The 21907-nt window shown below is 36.3% G+C and carries 19 protein-coding genes; 10 read left to right on the top strand and 9 right to left on the bottom strand.

Going from position 1 to position 21907, the window contains the following annotated elements; all coding sequences use genetic code 11:
• Positions 1-160 precede the first annotated feature (160 nt).
• The 4 genes from FJR05_RS16330 to sipA all read right to left on the bottom strand — a co-directional run bounded on the left by FJR05_RS16330 (position 161) and on the right by sipA (position 2794).
• Positions 161-754: a chemotaxis protein CheB gene (locus tag FJR05_RS16330; RefSeq protein WP_168645076.1), complete on the bottom strand. Its 594-nt coding sequence runs from the start codon at positions 752-754 to the stop codon at positions 161-163.
• A 151-nt stretch (positions 755-905) separates the two neighbouring features.
• Positions 906-1775: a polyphosphate kinase 2 family protein gene (locus tag FJR05_RS16325; RefSeq protein WP_168645075.1), complete on the bottom strand. Its 870-nt coding sequence runs from the start codon at positions 1773-1775 to the stop codon at positions 906-908.
• Positions 1776-1942: 167 nt separating this feature from the next.
• Positions 1943-2500: a peroxiredoxin gene (locus FJR05_RS16320; protein WP_168645074.1), complete on the bottom strand. Its 558-nt coding sequence runs from the start codon at positions 2498-2500 to the stop codon at positions 1943-1945.
• Positions 2501-2551: 51 nt separating this feature from the next.
• Positions 2552-2794, bottom strand: coding sequence for a regulatory protein SipA (sipA, locus tag FJR05_RS16315; RefSeq protein ID WP_168645073.1), 243 nt, complete (start codon positions 2792-2794; stop codon positions 2552-2554).
• Positions 2795-2968: 174 nt separating this feature from the next.
• On the opposite strand from sipA, the gene FJR05_RS16310 reads away from it, so the two are divergent.
• Positions 2969-3553, top strand: a complete 585-nt coding sequence (locus FJR05_RS16310) for a hypothetical protein (RefSeq protein WP_168645072.1) — start codon at positions 2969-2971, stop codon at positions 3551-3553.
• Positions 3554-3646: 93 nt separating this feature from the next.
• Here FJR05_RS16310 and FJR05_RS16305 read toward each other — a convergent pair whose 3' ends face one another.
• Positions 3647-5557, bottom strand: a complete 1911-nt coding sequence (locus tag FJR05_RS16305) for a lipoxygenase family protein (RefSeq protein WP_168645071.1) — start codon at positions 5555-5557, stop codon at positions 3647-3649.
• Between the two features lie 198 nt (positions 5558-5755).
• Here FJR05_RS16305 and FJR05_RS16300 point away from each other — a divergent pair, with 198 nt between their 5' ends.
• From FJR05_RS16300 to FJR05_RS16280, 5 genes are all read left to right on the top strand, one after another.
• Positions 5756-6595: an FAD-binding domain-containing protein gene (locus tag FJR05_RS16300; protein ID WP_168645070.1), complete on the top strand. Its 840-nt coding sequence runs from the start codon at positions 5756-5758 to the stop codon at positions 6593-6595.
• Positions 6596-7181: 586 nt separating this feature from the next.
• Complete coding sequence (locus FJR05_RS16295; RefSeq protein WP_168645069.1) at positions 7182-8393, top strand: AAA family ATPase; 1212 nt, start codon at positions 7182-7184, stop codon at positions 8391-8393.
• On the top strand, positions 8390-9262 hold the full coding sequence (locus FJR05_RS16290) for a DUF4435 domain-containing protein (protein WP_168645068.1): 873 nt from the start codon (positions 8390-8392) through the stop codon (positions 9260-9262). Before FJR05_RS16295 ends, FJR05_RS16290 begins: the two co-directional genes overlap by 4 nt.
• A 112-nt stretch (positions 9263-9374) precedes the next feature.
• Positions 9375-10427, top strand: coding sequence for a dipeptide epimerase (locus FJR05_RS16285; protein ID WP_168645067.1), 1053 nt, complete (start codon positions 9375-9377; stop codon positions 10425-10427).
• Entirely contained in the window at positions 10411-11457 is a 1047-nt protein-coding gene (locus FJR05_RS16280; protein WP_168645066.1) for a DUF1611 domain-containing protein, read from the top strand. Before FJR05_RS16285 ends, FJR05_RS16280 begins: the two co-directional genes overlap by 17 nt.
• A gap of 47 nt (positions 11458-11504) precedes the next feature.
• On the opposite strand, the gene FJR05_RS16275 is transcribed toward FJR05_RS16280, so the two are convergent.
• The 4 genes from FJR05_RS16275 to FJR05_RS27000 form a co-directional block, all read right to left on the bottom strand.
• Complete coding sequence (locus tag FJR05_RS16275; RefSeq protein ID WP_168645065.1) at positions 11505-16913, bottom strand: ATP-binding sensor histidine kinase; 5409 nt, start codon at positions 16911-16913, stop codon at positions 11505-11507.
• A 201-nt stretch (positions 16914-17114) separates the two neighbouring features.
• Positions 17115-17930, bottom strand: a complete 816-nt coding sequence (gene cobM, locus FJR05_RS16270; protein ID WP_168645064.1) for a precorrin-4 C(11)-methyltransferase — start codon at positions 17928-17930, stop codon at positions 17115-17117.
• A gap of 124 nt (positions 17931-18054) precedes the next feature.
• Entirely contained in the window at positions 18055-18930 is an 876-nt protein-coding gene (lgt, locus tag FJR05_RS16265; RefSeq protein ID WP_168645063.1) for a prolipoprotein diacylglyceryl transferase, read from the bottom strand.
• Positions 18931-19061: 131 nt separating this feature from the next.
• The gene (locus tag FJR05_RS27000; protein ID WP_217385609.1) at positions 19062-19211 is read right to left on the bottom strand and encodes a hypothetical protein; all 150 of its coding nucleotides are present in this window, start codon (positions 19209-19211) and stop codon (positions 19062-19064) included.
• A 13-nt stretch (positions 19212-19224) separates the two neighbouring features.
• On the opposite strand from FJR05_RS27000, the gene coaD reads away from it, so the two are divergent.
• The 4 genes from coaD to FJR05_RS16245 form a co-directional block, all read left to right on the top strand.
• On the top strand, positions 19225-19758 hold the full coding sequence (gene coaD, locus FJR05_RS16260) for a pantetheine-phosphate adenylyltransferase (RefSeq protein WP_168645062.1): 534 nt from the start codon (positions 19225-19227) through the stop codon (positions 19756-19758).
• Positions 19686-20399, top strand: coding sequence for a DivIVA domain-containing protein (locus FJR05_RS16255; protein WP_168645061.1), 714 nt, complete (start codon positions 19686-19688; stop codon positions 20397-20399). The genes coaD and FJR05_RS16255 overlap by 73 nt, the downstream gene beginning before the upstream one ends.
• Before the next feature lie 218 nt (positions 20400-20617).
• Positions 20618-21079, top strand: coding sequence for a hypothetical protein (locus FJR05_RS16250; RefSeq protein WP_168645060.1), 462 nt, complete (start codon positions 20618-20620; stop codon positions 21077-21079).
• A gap of 4 nt (positions 21080-21083) precedes the next feature.
• A partial coding sequence (locus tag FJR05_RS16245) for an NB-ARC domain-containing protein (protein ID WP_254446963.1) occupies positions 21084-21907 on the top strand: 824 nt, incomplete at its 3' end.

Raw genomic sequence — 21907 nt, 5'->3', positions numbered from 1 at the left:
TCAATTAGGGTTTCACTAGAAATAGATGCACATTGTAGATGATGATAAACTCAATCATCTTGCTTACGTATATACTTAAGTATGTATTAAGAATATTAAATTTGCAAAACTATTGTTTATACACAATCAGTTTTTTATAATAGCCTAAATTGGTGACATATTATGGCAAACTAGCATGAGACATAACTAAAGTTATCAAAGCTGAAGAAATTTCTGCCAAAGGGAGAATGAAATCTACATTCCCTGTCTTAATTGCTGAAGATGGCATTCCCGGAAATTCAGCACTTTTGTCATCCTGGACAATTACCGTCCCACCCATTTTTTTGATTGCGTCCACTCCCATTGCCCCATCACTACCAGTTCCTGTGAGGACAACAGCGATCGCTCTTTCTTTATAACTTGCTGCCACCGACTCAAACAACAAATCCGCCGAAGGACGGAGAAAATGCACCATTTCCGACTGAGATAACGAAGCTGTACCATCACTATTCACCAACAAGTGGTTATTCGGAGGAGCAATATAAACAGTCCCTGGAGTAAGTTCATCTCCTGCTTTTGCCTGGACTACTTGCAGTGGAGTCCGACGACTGAGAATTTCTGCCATGAGGGATGGATGACGAGGATCTAAATGTTGAACCACAACAATTGCTGCTCGAAAATCTGCGGGTAAATCTGCCAGCACCTCAATTAATGCCGTTAATCCGCCAGCAGAAGCCGCTAAAGCCACAATATCAAAGTTAGGAAGATTTGGCATATTTATCCTGTAAATTATCCTCTTTCCCAACTCTAAGATATCGAAATTCTCAACTCATTCCCTACATCTACAGACATATAGAGGAAAAAGTAGGGGCGCAGGGCCTGCGCCCTCGAGAGAGTCAAGAGTAAAACCCGCAAAAATAACAAAACTATTTTTCTGCTTCTAAAATTTTCTTCGCTGCTAACAAGTGCTGTTTATTTTCCTCACTAATTTGAGGATACTGTAAATTTAATTCCTGTAATTTTTTGCAAATAATATCCGCAACTACCAATCTAGTAAACCATTTGCGGTTAGCAGGAACAATATACCAAGGAGCAAATTCTGTACTTGTATGGTTAAAAACTTGCTCATAGGCATCCATATAATCATTCCAAAAACCCCTCTCTTGAACATCACTAACAGAAAGTTTCCAATTTTTTTCCGGTGATTCAATTCTTTCTAAAAAGCGTCTTTTCTGCACAGCCTTAGAAACATTGAGAAAAAACTTTAGCACAATCACCCCATTATTCACCAAATATTTTTCAAAATTATTAATTTCCTCAAATCGCTGTTGCCATATCTGATTATTTTGAGGAAAATGGGGCAATTGTTGTTTTTTGAGAATTTCTGGATGTACCCGAACTATCAGCATTTCTTCATAATATGAACGATTAAAAATGCCAATTCTTCCCCTTTCTGGTAGAGATTTCATCGAGCGCCATAAATAATCATGATCTAATTCTTCCTCACTAGGCGATTTAAAACTAAATACCTGACACCCTTGAGGATTCACCCCCGACATAACGTGCTTAATGGTACTATCTTTACCAGCAGCGTCCATTGCCTGAAAAATAATTAACAAAGAATAATTATTTTGAGCATAGAGAATATCTTGATATTTAGCTAATTGTAAAATACCTGTCCTTAATCTTTTTACCGCATCACTTTTTTGGTGAAATTCACATTTATAACCTGGATTATAGTCCTTAACCAAAGAAATTTGATCACCTGGTTTCACAATATAAGGATCATGATTCATATCAAAAAATTACCGCTCCAATGAAATTATACCTGGCGATTGGAAATCACAGCTACACAGACAAAACCTGCCTTCGCAGGTTAGAAACATCTTTTATTAGTCCACGCAGGTGGACTTCGTTTGTGTAGCCGCGATTTATAATCGCCGTCTTTCTAATCCCCGTCTTTTTAAGAAACAGAAGATTGTAATTTGTTCAACCTTTCCAAAACTTGCATACTGTGAATACTAGGATTAACCTTCACAAAAGTTGCTCGTAATATTCCTTGAGGATCAATAATAAAACTATGGCGCATAGAGACAACACCTATCCAAGAACCATAAGCCTTACTAACTTCACCCTTAATATCAGCTAACAAAGGAAATTTTAACCCCTCCGAGTCACAAAATTCTGCATGAGAATCAACATCATCAGCACTGATACCAATAATCTCAGTATTTTTCTGAATATATTTAGGTAAATCTTGCTGAAAACGTCGTGCTTCAATAGTACAACCAGAAGTAAAATCTTTGGGGTAGAAATAAAGAACTACCCACTTACCCCGAAAATCAGCTAGAGAGACTTTACCATTGCCTGTATTAGTTGGTAAAGTAAATTCAGGTGCAGGTTGATTAATTGTGGGTAATTTACCACCTAAAGCTTCAGCAGGGGGGGTAAAATTGAACCAACTAATAACAGCCAAACAAGAAGCAAATAAAATGCTAATAAAAGTGCGACGGGAAACCATTTTCTCAACCAGAAGAATAACTTAATATAAGTTTACATTCTTGTTGTTCGTTTAATCTGATTGTGGTTCAGATAGGTTTTCGATACTTTCAATGTATTGGCTATCTATGAGAAAAGCACCTCTAGTAAAGCGCACACCCCAATAACCACCAGGGCGACGGTCAAGAACTATACCTTCTTCGCCAATATGAATTACTTCAGGGGGACGTAACATCGGCATTGGTTCAGCCGTTTTCAGATATGGTGGCAATGATACCACACGAACTTTACTACCAATTGGAAATTCTGAAGACATTTTGTAATACTTTGTAATTTTGAATAAGTAGACAAGCAAAATAAATTATATAAAAGATTGAGATTTAATGTAGGGGTAGCGCCCCCGTGCCTACCCCCGTATTTAGGGCAACCACAGGGGGTTTGCTTTAATTGCTTTATTATATAAAACTTCATAACATTAAATTCAATAACCATGAAAATGAGATTTCTCAATTATTCTCTTGCGCTAGTGGTTTTATGTGGCGGATATACAATTACTCCGACGATAGCCGCTAACAAACAGGTAAAAGTAGCGAAATCTATCTGGAAGTTATTTTCTCCTGCTGACGGTAGTTTTCGGATTTTAATGCCAGGAAATCCCAGAGAGACTAAACAAACAGTAAATACAAAATCAGGGAAAATTAAATTAAATTTGTTTAGCATTGAACGCAAACAAGAGGAAATTAATTATGCCGTTGGTTATGTTGATTATTCACCTGAATATATTGAATTATTAAATCGCAAAAAGCTTGTTGAAAAGGCTTTAGATAATGGACGTAATAATGTGATTAAAAAAGCCAAAGGAACTTTAATTAGTGAACGAAAAATTAGATTAGGTCGTTATTTTGGCAGGGAAATTAGCTATAGTAAACCGGGAGGAAGCATTGTCAAAGGAAGAATATATTTAGTGAAAACCCGGTTATATCAAGTAAGTGCGGAAACCAACAAAAAAAGACAGAAGTTTTTAACTAAGAGTATAGAAGGATTTTTAAACTCCTTTAATGTATCTTCAAGATAAACAAATAGAGACGTTCCATACAACGTCTCTATAATTATTTATTACCTCTTCTTTCTTCTTTCTTCTGACTCCTGACTCCTGACTCCTGACTCCTTAAATATTGATACTGTTGGGAATGCGAGAAGGTAAAAGATAGGGATATTCGACACCACTATCTGTAAAGCGTTGTTGATTACGTCCCTTAATTGTACTTTCAATTAATGATAAATCATTTTGGAATTGAGCGAGAATTTGGATATTGTTCTTTTGGGAAAATTGAATTAAATCAGAACTTCCTAATCTTCCCCAATGAATCCCACTCAAAGCGGAAGTTAATTGCATTTGCAGTAAATCTTTATCCTTCGGTGGTAAAAATTCCTCTAAACTTACCAGTGTGTCTGGGCGACTGTAATTAGCAAAAGGCGCATTGGGAACATAGCTAAAATAATCAAACTGACTGAAATTCAAAGCTGCGTGTTGGGGACCACAGGTAAAAATCGTAATAGAGGCAATATCTATTAATTGTTGCAAACTCCCAATTTTTGTAAATCCAGGAATACGCGGATAAGTAGGTAATTCTTGAGGAACAATTCCCGATTCTGCAACCAATTCTTGAGGTAGCCATGCAGGTACTTGGGGAAAATCCGATTTGGGGCGAGTATTTAAAGGTGCAGCTAACTCTTCAGCCCAAGCTTGTAAAAAAGGATCTTGTTGTACCGCTTTGTCATCTGGATAATAAAGTTGTAAAAAGCGAGTCACATATTTAGCGATCGCCTCCCATAATAACAAACTATCGTCACGATAAGGAAAATCTGGCAAAAACTTAGATTCAATTCCCCGTAAATCAATATCATTCAACAGCGAATAATACCAAAAAGACTTTTCCCGATAAGCCTTACTCATCAACCTTTTAGCAGTTTGTAAAGTTGGAGCTATCAAATTATCAACTGCTGATAAAATACTATTTTCCCGGTGATTAATCGCAATTAAAAACTGAAAATGGGGAGAAAGTAATTGATAAACTGGATGATTATATGGTAACTGTCTCGGAGTAGCAATAGCCAAAGCCTCCATTGCTAAATGAGTATAAGTTCCATGAGCAATTAATTGATGATGAGTAGCATCAGCCGTTTGCACATATAACTTTGCCCGCAGCCAATCATCAGCCTCACCCCCGCTAATTGCTGGAGTCACAACCCTACCCTTTTCCACCTCAATTAATACACATTCTAACCCCTGATCAGTACGATAAAATAAAGCTGTTGGACTACCAACATATTTTCCCAACTGTAAATCAGTAACTTGTAAATCCTTCAGCAATGGATAATCAGCAACAAATAACCGATTTTCCCCAGCAGCCTTAATTAAATCTATATTCCCATTATTTGCTAACTTATAAACTTGAGTTGCCAAAGATTGAATCAAACCTTGATCATTTCCTTGTATTCGTCTGATTACCATCGGGTTAGCCCCAGCTAATCTTTGACGAGCAAATTCATGATCACTTAACCCACCATCTCGTTCATGAATTACACTCATGATTGGCGGATTAGTCCCATCAACTTGAGTAAAAGCCGCAAAAAATAACTTTCTTTGCTCTTGATTTTGTTTACTCACAGACAGATTCTTATCCAACTTAGAAATTGCTATTTTTGCCGCACAAAACCTTTTGAGTAACTTCTTTCTTTCTTGAAGATAACCACTATTAAACTGTTCATGAGGAGGTAAATCAAAATTAAACCATCCCGACTGAAACACCTCACAATCTGCCAACAAAGTAGCAATATTTAACCAATCTTCCTCTAACCTACAAACCTTCTTTTCTAACTCCGTTAACAACAAACTCCAAGGAGCAGATAATTTTCCTTCTTTTACCAAATTCTGAGATAATTTAGTCAAAATATAGCGTATTGACCCATCTTCCCCCGTAAACGGGAATAAACGTGCAGCCCCCCTTTGCTCCAAACCGCTGGGATTATAGCGATAATAACCTTGTTGTTCACTTAAAGATGGCTGTTTTGTCATAATAGGTAAAATGAGTTAGGATATAGACCAGTTATTTAAGGTATAAAACCACATCTGATTGTAGACTACTAATACCAATTTTACGGGAATCTCCACAGAATCACAAAATACATTGACTCATCCATATTCATCTGCGTTTATTTGCGTTCATCTGCGTTTAATTATTCTTAAAATCTTAAATTGACATATACAAATTTTATGTTACGTGATTTCCAAAATCGAGCCGAATTAGTCGCATATCTCAAGGAACAGTTCCCCCAAGCCGCAGCACAAGATGATCACATTAGCGATATTCCCGGAGGAAGGAAAGCAGCACAACAAACACTCCAAAAAATTAACCCCATAGCTTACGCAAAAACCCGCAACTTCTTAACCGGTGACATTACCAAATTATCACCATACCTTCGTCATGGAGTCTTGAGTTTGCGCGAAATTCGAGAATATATACTGAACCGAATTGACAATCCAGACGATGCTAATAAACTAATTAACGAACTAGGCTGGCGCGATTATTGGCAAAGATTATATGTCAAACTAGGAAACGAGATTTGGCAAAATCAAGAAGAATCCAAAACCGGTTATCAATCAACAGACTACGCAGCCCAACTACCCGAAGATATCACAACCGGAACGACAGGACTAGTTTGCATTGACAGTTTTAGTCAGGAACTACGAAAAACAGGCTACCTGCACAACCATATAAGAATGTGGTTAGCAGCTTATATCATCCATTGGCGACATATTCAATGGCAAGCCGGCGCACAATGGTTTCTCCAACATTTACTCGACGGTGATCCAGCGAGTAACAATATGTCATGGCAATGGGTAGCAAGTACATTTAGTCATAAACCCTATTTTTTCAACCGTGAGAATCTAGAACGGTACAGCAAAGGCATTTATTGTCGTCAATGTCCCCATTTCGGTAAATGCGACTTTGAAGGCAGTTATGAACAAATAGAACAGCGACTTTTTCCTCAAGCTAAATTTAGCAAACAGCCTAATAGTCAAAGTTGGCAAAAAAGCAATCATCGGAAATAAGCACCTTCAGATTATTCATCACCAATTTGTTAATAAATGTAAAGAATAAGTCCTATCTCAAAAATCAAATGATATATTCAAAACATAGGACACCAAGCAAATAAAAACCAACTAAAAGAAAGGGTCAATGATCAGCGTGTCCCCTATCATCAGCCCAACAATTACAGCATTATTGATGATGAAGTGGCAACTAGCCAAACTCTAGATGAGATGGCGAAGCCAAATCCCAGAGCGGAAAGACGTAGAGATGCTGTACATTGCGTTTTAGAAAGTCCACCCTTAGTAACTTAAATTCACTTACTTACTTTAATCATTTGAAACCTGCAAATTCACTAGAACCCGGTCAACCTTGATCGGGTTTTTAGATGTTTATAGCGGTATGCAATTGAATGAGATACAGTCACCAAATTGTCAACTCTGTAGGGGCGCAGGGCCTGCGCCCTCAATTATATTGCACCAAGCGTGATTACCGCTATATACCTTGTTTTTATGGGAAAATTGCTATGATATGATAGTTAATTATTAATCATCAAATAGAAGTTATTTATGTCTTATAAAGTTAGTATTGTTATGGGAGTTAATTATTATGCGAATTAAGCAAATTTCCGTTAGCGGCTTATTTGGAATTTTTGATCATGTAATTCCATTGAATATGGATGATAGAATCACTGTCATTCATGGACCTAATGGTTTTGGAAAAACAGCAATGTTGAGAATTTTGAATGGATTTTTTAACTCTCGATACGCAGAGTTGCGAACTATTCCCTTTAGTAAATTTTGCGTTGAATTTGATAACGGTAGTAATGTTGAGATCATAAAAAATTATGATGATTATGACAAAGTAAATAGTAATATTGTTTTCAATTTTTATGATCCAAGTTTAGTTGACATAGAAAAGTCGTACTTCAGGTTGTTTAGTTATTCATTACCCTTAAAGTTGATATCACGAGAAGAACCTGATTGGCTAGGAAAATTAAAGAAAAATATCCATATTCGCTTAATACAATCCCAACGTTTGTTAAAATTACCTCTTACTGTTTATTCCAAATCAGATAAAAAAAGATTTCCAACGTTATCAACTGTATCTGAATATTCTTATGAACTTGCCACCCTAATGCAAGATAAGTTTAAGGAATATGGAACAATATCTCAATCTCTTGATAGAAGTTTTCCTATGAGGGTAGTAAAACAACAGTTATCATCAGATATAACAGATGAAAAATTGCGTAATCAACTCAATGAACTTGAAGAAACTCGTTCTCGTCTGATAGAAGTAGGTCTTTTAGATCAAGATGAAAATTCAGAGTTTCAAATTCAACCACAAGACATAGATGAAAGTACCAAAAATGCTTTATCAGTATATGTTGAAGACGTAGAAAAAAAACTCAATGTTTTTACTGAAATAGCGACTAAAATTAATTTATTGAAGAAGATTATTAATAATAAATTTTCCTATAAAGAGATAAATTTTAGCAAAGAAAAAGGATTCATTTTTACAACACTTTATAATTCTTCTTTATCTGATTCAAAAACTCTATCACCAACTGATTTATCATCGGGTGAACAACATGAATTAGTGCTTTTATATGAACTACTATTCAAAGTTGAACCTAATTCCTTAGTTTTGATTGATGAACCTGAATTATCTCTTCATGTAGGTTGGCAAGTGCAGTTTTTAAAGGATTTGCAAGAGATTACAAAGTTGGCTGATTTAGATATTCTCATAGCTACTCATTCACCAGATATTATACAAGATCGTTGGGATTTAACGGTTGAATTGAAAGGTCTGGTAAAATGAGAGAATTTTTAACCGTTGACCGTGTTGCTAACCAAATAAGATTACGACGTAGCACTTATTCAGGAACATTCTTATTAGTTGAAGGAAGTTCTGATAAAACTTTCTATGAGCGATTTGTTGATAAATTAGGTTGTGAATTAGTCATTACTGAGGCTAAACAGCGTGCTATTGACATTTTAAAAATTTTAGAAAAATCAAATTTTCAGGGAGTTCTAGCAATTGTTGATGCAGATTTTGACCACCTGCAAAATACAACTGTTACAAGTCCCAATTTACTCCGCACGGATACTCACGACATCGAAACCATGTTAATCAAGTCTCCCGCTTTTGATAAAGTAATTGTGATGTTTGGTTCAGAGGAGAAAATTATCAAATTTGGTCGAGATTTAAGAACCACATTGGTTGAATGTAGTAAGTCAGTTGGCTATTTACGCTGGGTATCTCAATCTGATGGATTAAATCTGAAATTTGAGGGTATTGAATTCAAAAAGTTCGTTGATAACCAAACTATTCAAATTAGTGAAATTGAACTGATTAAAGAAGTAAAGAATAAATCCAAAGCCTACTCATTGGAGAATGAAGATATACAAAAACGACTAACAAATAAGAAAAACAGCAGCCATAATCCTTGGCAAGTGTGCTGTGGTCATGATTTAGTGGAAATTTTATCAATTGCTTTACGGAAGGCTATTGGTTCTAACCCAGCCATTGATGTTAAACCCAATAGTGATGATAGTAAGAACACTCTTGAAAATATTTTACTACTTGCCTATGAAGAAAATTACTTCCATCAAACTCAGCTTTATTTAGAAATTCGCAAATGGGAAACCAACAATCAACCATTTCATGTTTTACAGATTCTTGAATAAATCTGGGATATCCACCTTTTCTATTTTCATTAATCAAATCGGATTAGTATAGTTATACCTGAATGATAAAGTTATCATTAAACCCAGACACCAAAAAACCTTTAACTCCTATATGCAAATCAATTTTCAAACCTTTACCGTCAACAAACGATTTCCCCTCACAATTAGTCGCGGCACAACAGCACAAACAACAAATATCTGGTTACAAATTACCGCAGAAGGAATTACAGGTTGGGGAGAAGCATCACCTTTTGGTGTGGGCAATCATAGGCAATCTACCGAGAAAATCCAGGAAAGTTTGCAGCAAATCATACCTGCTTTGCAAAAATATAGCCCTTGGCAACGGCAGGAAATTGAGGCACTATTAGAACAAATGCAAATTCCTTCCGCAGTCAAAGCGGCTGTGGATATGGCATTACATGATTGGTTGGGTAAGCGCGTGAATTTGCCATTGTGGCAACTTTGGGGACTGGATAAAAATGCGATCGCACCAACATCGGTAACAATTGGCATTAATTCCCCAGCAGGTGCAAGGGCAAGGACGCGAGACTGGTTACAATTTATGGACGTGCAATTATTAAAAGTCAAATTAGGTTCAACCGAGGGAATAGAAGCAGATCAAAAAATGTTGTTAGCGGTACGGGAAGAAGCAGCCGAAAAAGATGTGTTTGTTGATGCTAATGGCGGCTGGAGTTTAACAGATGCCATAAATATGTGTAATTGGTTAGCTGACTTGGGAATAAAGTATGTAGAACAGCCTTTAGCACGAGGTGAAGAAGCAAATTTAGCCGAATTGAAAAAACATTCGCCGTTACCAATTTTTGTAGATGAAAGTTGCTTTACCAGTGCGGATATTCCCCAATTAGCTAATTATGTGGATGGTATTAATATCAAATTAATGAAATCTGGGGGAATCTCCGAAGCTATGCGAATGGTGAATACAGCCAAAGCCCACAATTTACAAGTCATGTTTGGCTGTTATTCTGATAGTTGTCTTGCTAATACCGCCGCTTTACAACTTGCACCACTGGCTGATTATTTGGATTTAGATAGTCATTTAAATTTAATTGATGATCCTTTTATTGGTGCAGTGGTGGAAAATGGGCGAGTTTTACCGAATAATTTACCTGGTTTGGGAGTGAAACATTGTGCGTCTGTCGCTTAATCAAAAAATAGCAATTCTTCTCCATGAGGGAATTACTGGAGTTCAGGGAAAAACGGGGTTATCAATTTTACGTTACAGCGAGTCCCCCATTGTGGCGGTGATTGATAGAGAAACTGTCGGTAAATCTTTAGTCGAGTTAACTGGTATTCAGAGAGATGTGCCAATTGTGGCATCTTTAACGGCAGCTTTACAGTATAAACCGGAAGTTCTCGTAATTGGGATTGCGCCTAAAGGTGGTGCTGTTCCTGATGATTATTGGGTGGATATCAAAGATGCCCTCAAAGACGGAATGTCGTTGGTAAATGGATTACATACACCAATGGCAAATATACCGGAATTAACTGCCCTCCTCAAACCAGGACAATTAATTTGGGATGTCCGCAAAGAACCGGCTAATTTAGATGTAGCATCAGCAGCGGCGCAAAATTTGCCCTGTCGGCGGGTGTTGACGGTGGGAACGGATATGGCTATTGGCAAAATGTCCACAAGTCTGGAATTACACCGGGTGGCTAAGTTGCGGGGTATCCGTTCTAAGTTTTTGGCTACCGGTCAAACTGGGTTAATGCTGGAAGGGGAAGGAGTGGCTTTAGACGCGGTGCGGGTGGATTTTGCTGCTGGTGCGGTGGAACAGTTAGTAATGCGTTTTGGTCAACATTACGACATTTTGCAAATTGAAGGGCAGGGTTCTCTTTTACACCCTGGTTCAACGGCAACTTTACCGTTAATTCGGGGTTCTCAGCCTACACATTTAATATTGGTGCATCAAGCAGGACAAACCCATAACCGTAATAATCCTCATATACCGATTCCAGTATTATCGGAGGTGATTCGGATGTATGAAATTGTTGCCAGTGGTGCGGGGGCTTTTCGTCCTGTTCCGGTGGTGGGAATTGCTTTGAATACGCGGAATTTGGGGGAAGTAGAGGCAAAAAATGCGATCGCTCAAATCATAGCAGAAACTAAGTTACCTTGTACAGATCCTATTCGGTTTGGGGCTGGGTTACTATTGGATGCAGTTATGCAAAGTTAAATATATTTTTTGCACGCAGAGGCGCAGAGTCGCGGAGAGTAGGAGTTTTATTGCTGGTGAAGTTTAATCGGAATTTCAATGATAAACTCTGTTCCTTTTCCGGGTGCAGAGATACAATCTAATTTACCACCATGCTTTTCTACCACTATTTGATAACTGATTGATAATCCTAAACCTGTACCTTCTCCCACTGGTTTGGTTGTGAAAAACGGATCAAATATGCGTTGTTTAACTTCAGGATTTATTCCCATACCATTATCTTTAATAGAAACTTGTACCCAATTATTATTAATAATTTTAGTGCGAATAATTATCTGACTAGGATTATTTTTTAGTTCGGTAGTAGATAAATTTTCTTGTCGCTGTTTCAAAACATCAATAGCATTACTAATGATATTCATAAATACTTGATTCAGTTGGGAAGCATAGCATTGGACTAAGGGAATATCAGCATATTTTTTAATTATTACATTGCTAGAATAACCTAATTTTTCTTGGAATCTCGGTTGGAGAATCATTAATGTACTATCAATTCCTTCATGAATATCTACAGGTTTTGTAGCAGATTCGTCCAGACGAGAAAAATTACGTAAGCCTAAAACAATTTTGCGGATACGTTCTGAACCTAGCATCATTGAATCAAGAATTCTAGGTAAATCTTGAATAACAAAATCAAAATCATTGTCTTGTTTATGTTTTTCAATAGTATCTGAGGGATGAGGATATTCTTTTTGATATAAATTCAGTAAATTGATAATAAATTCAATATAATTACTAGCGTGTTCAATATTTGCATAAATAAAATTGACAGGGTTATTAATTTCATGGGCAATACCCGCAACCATTTGTCCTAAACTGGACATTTTTTCCGTTTGAATTAATTGTGATTGTGTGGCTTTTAATTCATTCAATGTTTGTTCTAAGTGCAGATTTTTTTCATTGAGTTCCTGAGTCCTTTGAGTGACTTTTTCTTCTAAATCACTATAGAGTTGGGCATTTTCTAGAGAAATAGCAGCCTGAGAAGATAGGAGATTTAGTATTCTTAACCTATCACTCGTAAAAGCATTTACAGTCAGATTATTTTCTAAATAGAGAATACCAATTAATTGTCCTTTATTCATAATAGGAGTACATAATATAGACTTAGGTTGATGCTGAATAATATATAAATCATGAGCAAAATCCTTAGTAGTTGTAGCATCACTAACAAGCAAGTATTCTTGCATATTAGCTACATAGTTAATAATACTTAATGGCAAATCTTGATTTCCATTACTTTGTGTAGTATACAAAGTACATTCATACTCATTTATACATTGAGCTACTAATATTAAATTTCCCTCTTTTTGCAAAAGCAACGCAGATTTATTTGCGGCAACATTCTCTGATATCACCTCCATGAGAGTATGCAATAACCTGTCAATCTGAATTTCTGAAGAAATCGCTAAAGATGCTTTAGTAACAGTTTCTAAATCTAATAATGCAGAAACACCAGTCAAACTGTGTTTACTAATTAGTGTACTTACCTCACCTTCTGTTAATTTAGTTCTGGTTTGATTAATAATAGTTTCCAGTAAATGAGGATAGGTTTTTTCTAAATGCTGGATTTTAGCCTTAGCTCCCCAGTTAGCATAACAATAATAAGCATCTATTAAATAAGTTTTGGCAATTTTTTCTTTATCAAAGCTCAAATAAAATTTAGCTGCTAGTTCATTAGCTAGTGCTTCTTCGTGAAGATATTTATTTTCTTTAGCTCCAGCAATTGCTTGATCATAAAGCTCCATTGCTTGCCAATTATTTCCTAACACTCTCGCTTTTTCTGCTTCAATTAATTGATATTTATGTTGATAATTCATGGGGCCATGAATAGCCCAATTTTTCATATTTTGCTGATTAGATATAATTTCTTGCATGGATTCTACCTGCTCATGTTCCAGCAAATAGGGATATTCAGCTAAAAGAGCCAAAGAATAGTAAAAATTATGTTCACTGCCAATAACTTGTCCAATGACTGCTGATATAGATTGTTTCGCTAAAATGGCACTATCAACAGCATTCTTATGTTGGTCAAATAAATAAAATTGAATTGTTTTCGTAAGATAAAATCCAAACAGAGAGTTATGATTTTTACTATTGACAAAAAACAAAAATAATTCCTCGGTCAGAAAATCACCATTAAATTGACATTCAACATAGTTTATGTCTGTACCTGTATTTATAAGATTAAAAATGATCTGTTGCCAAATTTTTAGATTTTGAGTATGCCAATCCAGTTTTCGATGAGATATTAAAGCCAGATAATATTCTAGATATTCATATACATCTACTAAATTTTCACCGGCAAACAATAACATAAAAATATGTCCGGTACAACAAGATCCCAGAAAGTCTGTTTCACCAATTTCCCAACCATAGTGAGCAATGTCTTGTAAGGGAGCGATTGATTCTCGAAAATGCTGTTTCCAATACACTATCTCGCAATACCACAACATGACAACTCTAAATCTGATTACTTTAGAATCAAATTGATCTGATAAATTAAAGGCTAGTTTTCCATATCTATATCCAGTATCAATATCCGCAAAAGTATCACAAAGGATAAAACCATAAACAATATATCCATAGGCAGATTCCGCAGAATTTCCATAGTTACTAGATAGATATATCATTGTAAATATAATCGGCAATACCAATGATGGATTTGATATATAAGCCACAAGACTGAGACTGACTAATATCCCCATAGCTGCTAGTGCATAAGGATCTATCATTTTTGGTAAACTTATTAAATCCTCAATATTGACATTTTCTGGAGGTACTTGTTCTAAGGTAACTCCTAACATCTCTAATAATTGTAGACCTGTATAAATGCTTGATTCCATGTCATACATGAGCATTTGTTTTTTATATACCTTTACTTGGTCTAATACACTAGTTGCATTTTTTCTAACTATTTCTATATAGGTTATTGCTTGTTCAGGATTAATATTTAAGTATTCTGCTTCTACAGACTCTACATAGAGATTTAAAGTCAATTCATAATCATATTCCCAACTATTTACGGCTAAAAGTTGCAAGCCTACATTTAAATATCTGACAGCAGCTTCATAAGCAGTAGAAGATTTGGCTTTACAACCAGCAATTAAGTTTAACTTAGCTAATTCATATCTTTCTGACTGATTAGTAATTAATTCCATCCCAATATTTAACTGATTAACTATCTCAAATATTTTCTCTTCTAGTTCCACTGTATTGGTATTTTTTAACAGTAATTGACCAATTTTTAAGTGTGTTGCTGATTTATCAACATCAGAAATTAAGGCATAAGTTGCTTGTTGAACTCGGTCATGGAGAAATTTATATTTAACAAAAATTAATTCAGTGTTATTAACTGTGAAATTTAAGTTAAAAAGATCAAATGCTGATTGTTCGTCCGTAAAAAATTTATAAGCTTCATTTTGGGGGATAATCAGTTCTTCTTGTAAAGCATTCCATAATTCTGCCGCTACTTGGATTTGGGATTTTTCACAAACGATAGATAGGGTAGCCAAATCAAATTGGTTGCCAATACAAGCAGCTATTTTTAAAATATCTTGAGTATTTCTAGGTAATTTTTGTAATTGTGTTTTCAGAAAATTAACAATATCATGGTGATGATATAAAGCTTTAGCTGCATTGATATCACACTGCCAATAACCAAGGCTAAAATTAAACGTAATTAATCCATCTTCATGTAATGATTTAAGTAACTGATTGGCAAAAAATGGATTACCTTGAGTAGTTCTTAAAAGTAGTTCTGTGAGGTCTTGACTATCTGATTCTGGACAACATAGAGTATCTGTGACTAATAGTCTAATATGAGATTTATCTAAAGCTTGTAAAATAATTTGATTAATTGTGATATTTTCTTGACGAATATCATCTAATGTCATAATTAAAGGATGTCCTGGGTTAATTTCATTATCTCGATATGCACCAATTAATAATAAGTATTTGGTATATTTTGCACACATTAATAATTTTATTAATTTTAAGGAAGCTATATCAGCCCATTGTAAATCATCTAAGAAAATGACTAATGGATGTTTGCTAGTGGCTAATACTTGAATAAATTTACTAAATAATAAGTTAAAGCGATTTTCTGAAGCATTACCTGTGAGTTCGGTAACGGGTGGTTGCTGTCCAATAATATGTTGTAGTTCAGGAATAACATCAATAATTACCTGTCCCTGTTCTCCTAAAGCTGATAAAATCTGGGTTTTCCACTCTTGTAACTGCACTATATTTTCAGTTAGCAGTTGTCTCATGAGACTGCGTAATGCTTGCACTAAGGCAGAAAAGGGAATATTTTTCTGAAACTGATCATATTTACCAGAGATAAAATAACCTTTTTGCCGAACAATTGGTTTATGAACTTCATTAACTACAGCAGTTTTACCAATCCCAGAAAATCCTGCGACTAACATTAATTCTTTATTACCAGCACTGATACTTTCAAAGGCATTTAATAAAGCAATAATTTCCTGTTCTCTACCATATAGTTTGTCATGAATTAGAAACCTATCACTGATATCTCTTTTTGCTAATTCAAAGTTATTAATCTCATCTTCAGTTAATAACATTTTTTGACATATTTCTAGATCATATCTAATTCCTCTAGCTGTTTGATATCTATCATCGGGGTTTTTTGCCATTAACTTAATAATGATATCTGCAAGAACTTGAGGGATTTGTGGATTAATTTCTCTAGGATAAATAGGCTCTTTGGCAATATGGCAATATACTAATTCTAAATGATTTTGACTATAAAAAGGTAATTGTCCTGTGAGTAATTCATAAAAAGTTACTCCTAAAGAATAAAAATCAGTGCGGTAATCTATGCCTCTATTCATTCTTCCCGTTTGTTCTGGAGACATATAGGTAAGTGTCCCTGCTAATACATTCGGGCTTTTGATGCCCGCTGTTTCTTTTGGTAATAGGGAGGAAATACTAAAATCTATCAGCTTGATTTTCTGAGTTTCGGGATTAATGAGAATATTTCTTGGCTTAATATCTTTATGAATAATTCTCCTGGCATACAAAAACTCTAATGCTTTAGTAATTGCAATGGCAATAGGCAGAAAAGAGTTAATATCTAATTTTTGTAAGTTGGTATATTCACTTAAAGATATACCACTAAAATCTTCCAAAATTAGGGCATAACTATTACCATATTTTTCTAGGGCATAAGATTTAATAATATTTGGGTGATCTATTTGTTGACTAATAGCAAATTGATTTTTAAATGCTATTAAATCCTGCAACCCGGGATATTCTGCGTTGAGAATCTTGATAATAACTGAAATCTGTGTTGTTTGTTGTTGACCACGATAAACTGTAGTTTTTTTACTAGCATAAATAAGTTCAGTAATTGTATACCCAGGAATAGTAACTGTACCAATATTACTTTTGTTCATCTTGTTTTTTTCAGCGATATTTCATCTTCAGTGAAGCCAGGTGGGGGAGGGAAGAACAGAAGTTTTTTTCCATTACCCATCAAAATTTATTTGACGAACTACTAGTACCGCAAGGCGGAAGTCAAAAGTCAAAAGTCAAAATGAAGACAGTATAGGCTTTTGGAGGATTTAGAATGGTTGGTTTATTTACGCCGTTTTGTACTAGCCAAGATTATGAGATGAACGGAATAAATGATTATGTTCGGGGTGATACAAGCGGGAGCGCCCACTTACTGGTAGTAGTGCTGGACTAATCACATAAAGTGTAGTTCGCCGTAATTTTTCTTCATGGGTACAATCTGCCATTTGTGTTAAATTTACAACCCGGATTTTTTCATCTGGCCAGCCTAAGCGATAGCAAATTGCTACTGGAGTATCTGGATCATAATGTTCTAACAATTTCTCTTGAGCTTCAGTGATATGGCTCACACTTAAATATAAACATAAACTGGCACGATGGGCTGCTAAAGCTGCTAACTCTTCAGTATCAGGAACATGGGTACGGCCACTAATGCGAGTGAGGATGATAGTTTGGACTAAACCAGGGACAGTTAACTCTATTTTCAATTTAGCTGCGGCAGCTTGAAAGGCACTGATACCAGGGATAACTTCAAAAGGAATATTAGCATCGGCTAATAGCTGCATTTGTTCATGAATAGCACTATACAGACTAGGATCACCAGAATGTAGCCTGACGACTGATTTATGCGATCGCACGGCGTCAATCATCAGTGGTACAATTTCTTCCAAAGTCCGATTTGCTGTTTTAATAATTTCGGCATCTACACGACAAATATCTAGAATTTGTTCGGGAATTAAGGAATCTGCAAATAAAATTACATCAGCCGCACTCAACAACTTTTGCGCTCTAACCGTTAATAAATCAGGATCTCCTGGTCCTGCCCCAACAATATAAACCGCAGATTCCAAGGAATTTGGATACTTAGAAAAACTCAAATTACTAGTAGATTCACTCATTCATGCCACCCTTCAAAACCTTGCAAAAAAAACTTTTAGCATTTCCCTAGCACTATCCGGATTCAGCCACTTTGCCTAGTAGAAATAGATGGTAGATGCACCCTGGTTAAGCCCTGGAGATTAATTACTCTGGGGCATTTTTTTCTCCATTTAGCGAAGCAACAACATCAGGTAAAGGACGCTTGAATATATACAACCAAGCCAACCCAAATAATCCTAAAGTCATTCCTCCTAAACTTACCATCTGTGCTATCCGTAAAGGTCCTAGCATTAAGCTATCTGTGCGTAAACCTTCAATCCAAACCCGTCCCAAGCTATAGGCAACCCAGTAAACTAAAAATAACGTCCCTACCTTCAACCGGGGTTTTTTAGATAAAGCGCGAAAAAATAAAGTTAGTAACAGCGAAAACACCATTAAATTCCACAGCGATTCATACAGAAAAGTGGGATGGAAATATTCAAAATTTACCAAATCCAAAGGACGACGATCTGGGGGAATATATAATTTCCAAGGTAAATTAGTTGGTCCACCAAAAGCTTCCGAGTTGAAAAAATTTCCCCACCGACCAATGGCTTGCCCTAATATTAACGAAGGAGCAACCAAATCAGTCAATTGCCAAAAAGATACCTTATTCAATTTAGCAAAAATTAACGCTGCGATCGCACCACCAATAATTGCCCCATGAATCGCAATACCCCCTTGCCAAATGGCAATTATCCGTTCTGGGTGTTGAGAATATTCTGGCCACTGAAACAAAACATAATACAACCTAGCCGCAGGAATAGCCCCAATCACCAACCAAATTGATAAATCACTAATTAAATCAGGATTAACATGACGACGCTTGGCTAGGTATTGAGAAAGACTAACACCAATTAACACAGCCGAAGCAATCAATAACCCATACCAACGAATAACAATAGGTCCCAATTTAACCACAATCGGACCAGGGGAAGTAAATAAAAACCCCAACGGCAAAACAGAAAAATCCACTACCATACAAAATTACCTATAGGAATTTGAAATCTATGGAGATGAAACACAATAATATAGTACGCCTTAGTCACTATAGCGGTATGCACTTGCATGAGATCCAAAATTTCCGGCTAAATCCACACAAAAACAAACTCTTAACTTTTGGGCGCAGGGACTGCGCCCCTACTTCCTTCCCTTCTTCTTCCTTCCCTCCTTCTTCTCTCCTGACTCCTGACTCCTGACTCCTGACTCCTCCCTATGTTAGATTTAATAAAGTTCTCTTGAAAATCCGTCAATATAATCACTTAAAATAACATTGTGATTGCTATTTATCCTGGTAGTTTTGATCCCATCACCTTGGGACATTTAGACCTCATTCAGCGCAGTAGCCGTTTATTTGAGCGAGTCATAGTTGCCGTCCTCCGCAATCCCAATAAAATGCCATTGTTTACAGTAGAGCAAAGATTAGAACAAATTCGTCTATCTACAAAACATTTACCAAATGTAGGAGTAGACAGCTTTGACGGTTTGACCGTAAAATATGCCCAAATGCAACAAGCGCAAGTTTTGTTACGGGGGTTAAGAGCGGTTTCTGACTTTGAGATAGAGCTACAAATGGCTCACACTAATAAAACATTGTCTACTCAGATCGAGACAGTTTTTCTGGCAACATCAAATGAGTATAGTTTTTTAAGTAGTAGTGTGGTAAAAGAGATTGCCAGGTTTGGTGGCTCTGTTGATCATCTTGTTCCCCCACACATTGCCCTAGATATATACCAATGCTACAACCAAAAATCCCTAGCCTCGAACCCAACCACAACGGCAACAATCCTCCCCCACGAGAGTACGTGAATGGTATCCCCTCCATTGGCAATCCAGAACCAACAGCAGGGGTAGATATTCAGCACGAACTCAACCAATTAGAGGAAATAGTTCTCTCTAGTTTGAGGATTCCCCTGACGGGACGTACCTTAGTAGATGAAGATAAATTACTCGAACAACTGGATTTTGTCCGTCTTTCTTTACCAACAGTGTTTCAGGAAGCACTAAATATTTTGGCACAAAAGAATGAAATTCTTCTAGAAGCAGAAGAATATGGACAACAGGTAGTAGACGTAGCTCAAGCCAAAAGAGCGCAAATTTTATCCGAAAGTGATATTGTCAGGCAAGCACAGAGAGAAGCCGACCAACTGCGGCGACAAGTCCAGCAGGATTGTGAAGCAATGATGCAAGACACCCTCGCAGAAATTGACCGTAAACGTCGCGCTTGTCAACAAGAATTAGAAGAAATGCGCCAAACTGCAATTTCCCAAGCCGAAGAAATTGAAGATGGTGCTGATAAATACGCCGATAACGTTCTGGCTAATATTGAACAGGATATTCAAGAAATGTTAAAAATTATTACTAATGGTCGCAAACAATTAAATTCTGCTAGTGTCCCTAAAAATGGAGATCACCCCCAACAACGCCCCCATAATTCCAAAAAAAGATAGTATCACCTCACCGTAGGGGCGCAGGGCCTGCGCCCAGAATTTACTGTTTTTTTCGCCCAGAAGTTACTGTTTTTTAGCCTTAACCGAAAAGTATTGGTAGAGATTTTATTTCGCGCAGAAATGCAAATAAGCAAAGGCTGGAAATTTCTTGTTTGTTGCTTGACCTGTTGCGAATGATATATACTTGTGCTGTATTAATCAATTAAGGTGTAATTTTTATGGTAGAACCACTCACTGGTGCGGTAATTGTTTCCTTGTTCTTTTCCGAAGCACTCAAAGAAGGTGGAAAAGCTTTAGCGAAAGGAGTCGCGGATACTTTTGCAAAGTTGGTTAGCGCTACTAGAGAAAAGCTAAAAGCCGAAGGAATGGAAGGTTTATTGATTCGTGCGGAAAAAGATCCAAATGAAGTAAATAAAACTAAGTTACAAGATGAATTGCAAGCATACATTAATGCTGATGAAACTTTTGCCAATCAACTGAAATTGCTGGTTGAAGAACTAAAAGCACAAGATGAAAATATCCGTCAGGTGATTTTGAGTGGAATTGAATTAACTGGAGATTTAAAAGCTCAGGATATCACCCAAAAAACTACCCGGAGTGGTGGTTCAATTGAACAAACCATGCTCACAGATATCAAAGCTGGCAATATTGATGTGGGTAATTTAAGTCAAGAATCTTAAAATTATGACTATAAATCCCAGTTTTCAAAATGTCCAGAAAATCTTTGAAAATGTCCAAGCTGGGGGTAATATCACAGTTGGAAATATTACTCAAATTTATCAAACCGTCAATAATTTAAGTGATATTCCTCCACCTACAGGGTTTCCTCACAATATCCCTGGTAGTAATACAAAGAAGTTTGTCGGACGGGAAAAGGAACTGGTACTGATTCATCAGCATTTAGAAGCAAATAATTCGGCTGTGATTGCTGCTGTTGAAGGTATGGGTGGTATTGGTAAAACTGAATTGGCAACCCAATATTCTTTTTTGCATTTACAATTAAATACTTATCCTGGGGGTATTTGTTGGTTGCAAGCTAGAGATCAAAATATTGGTTTACAAATTATTCAATTTTGTCGCACAAGTTTAGGTTTACAACCACCGGATCATGTTGATTTATTAGAACAGGTAAGTTGGTGTTGGCAACGTTGGCAAAAAGGTAATACTTTAGTAGTTCTTGATGATGTCCAGAATTATCCGGCGATTCAGCCTTATTTGCCGCCACAACCATCTCAATTTCAGGTTTTGATCACAACGAGACTAAAGCTAGATTTATCTGGTTCTTTGTCTTTGCAAATCCTTTCTGAATTAGAGGCACTGGCATTACTATCTGAATTGATTGGTGCTGATAAATTAACTTCAGAAACAGCACAAGCACAGGAACTTTGTCAGCGTTTAGGTTGCTTACCTCTGGCTTTACAATTGGTTGGTCGTTATATTAGAAAACGCCAGATATCTTTAGCAGAAATGCTGAAAAGATGGTTCTACCGCTCCCTTTATGAAAGGAT

Origin of the sequence: Dolichospermum sp. UHCC 0259 (assembly GCF_009711935.1) — a bacterium.
Classification (GTDB): domain Bacteria; phylum Cyanobacteriota; class Cyanobacteriia; order Cyanobacteriales; family Nostocaceae; genus Dolichospermum.
The sequence above is the reverse complement of the archived record's forward strand: the minus strand, read 5'-3'. Positions and strand labels throughout refer to the sequence as shown.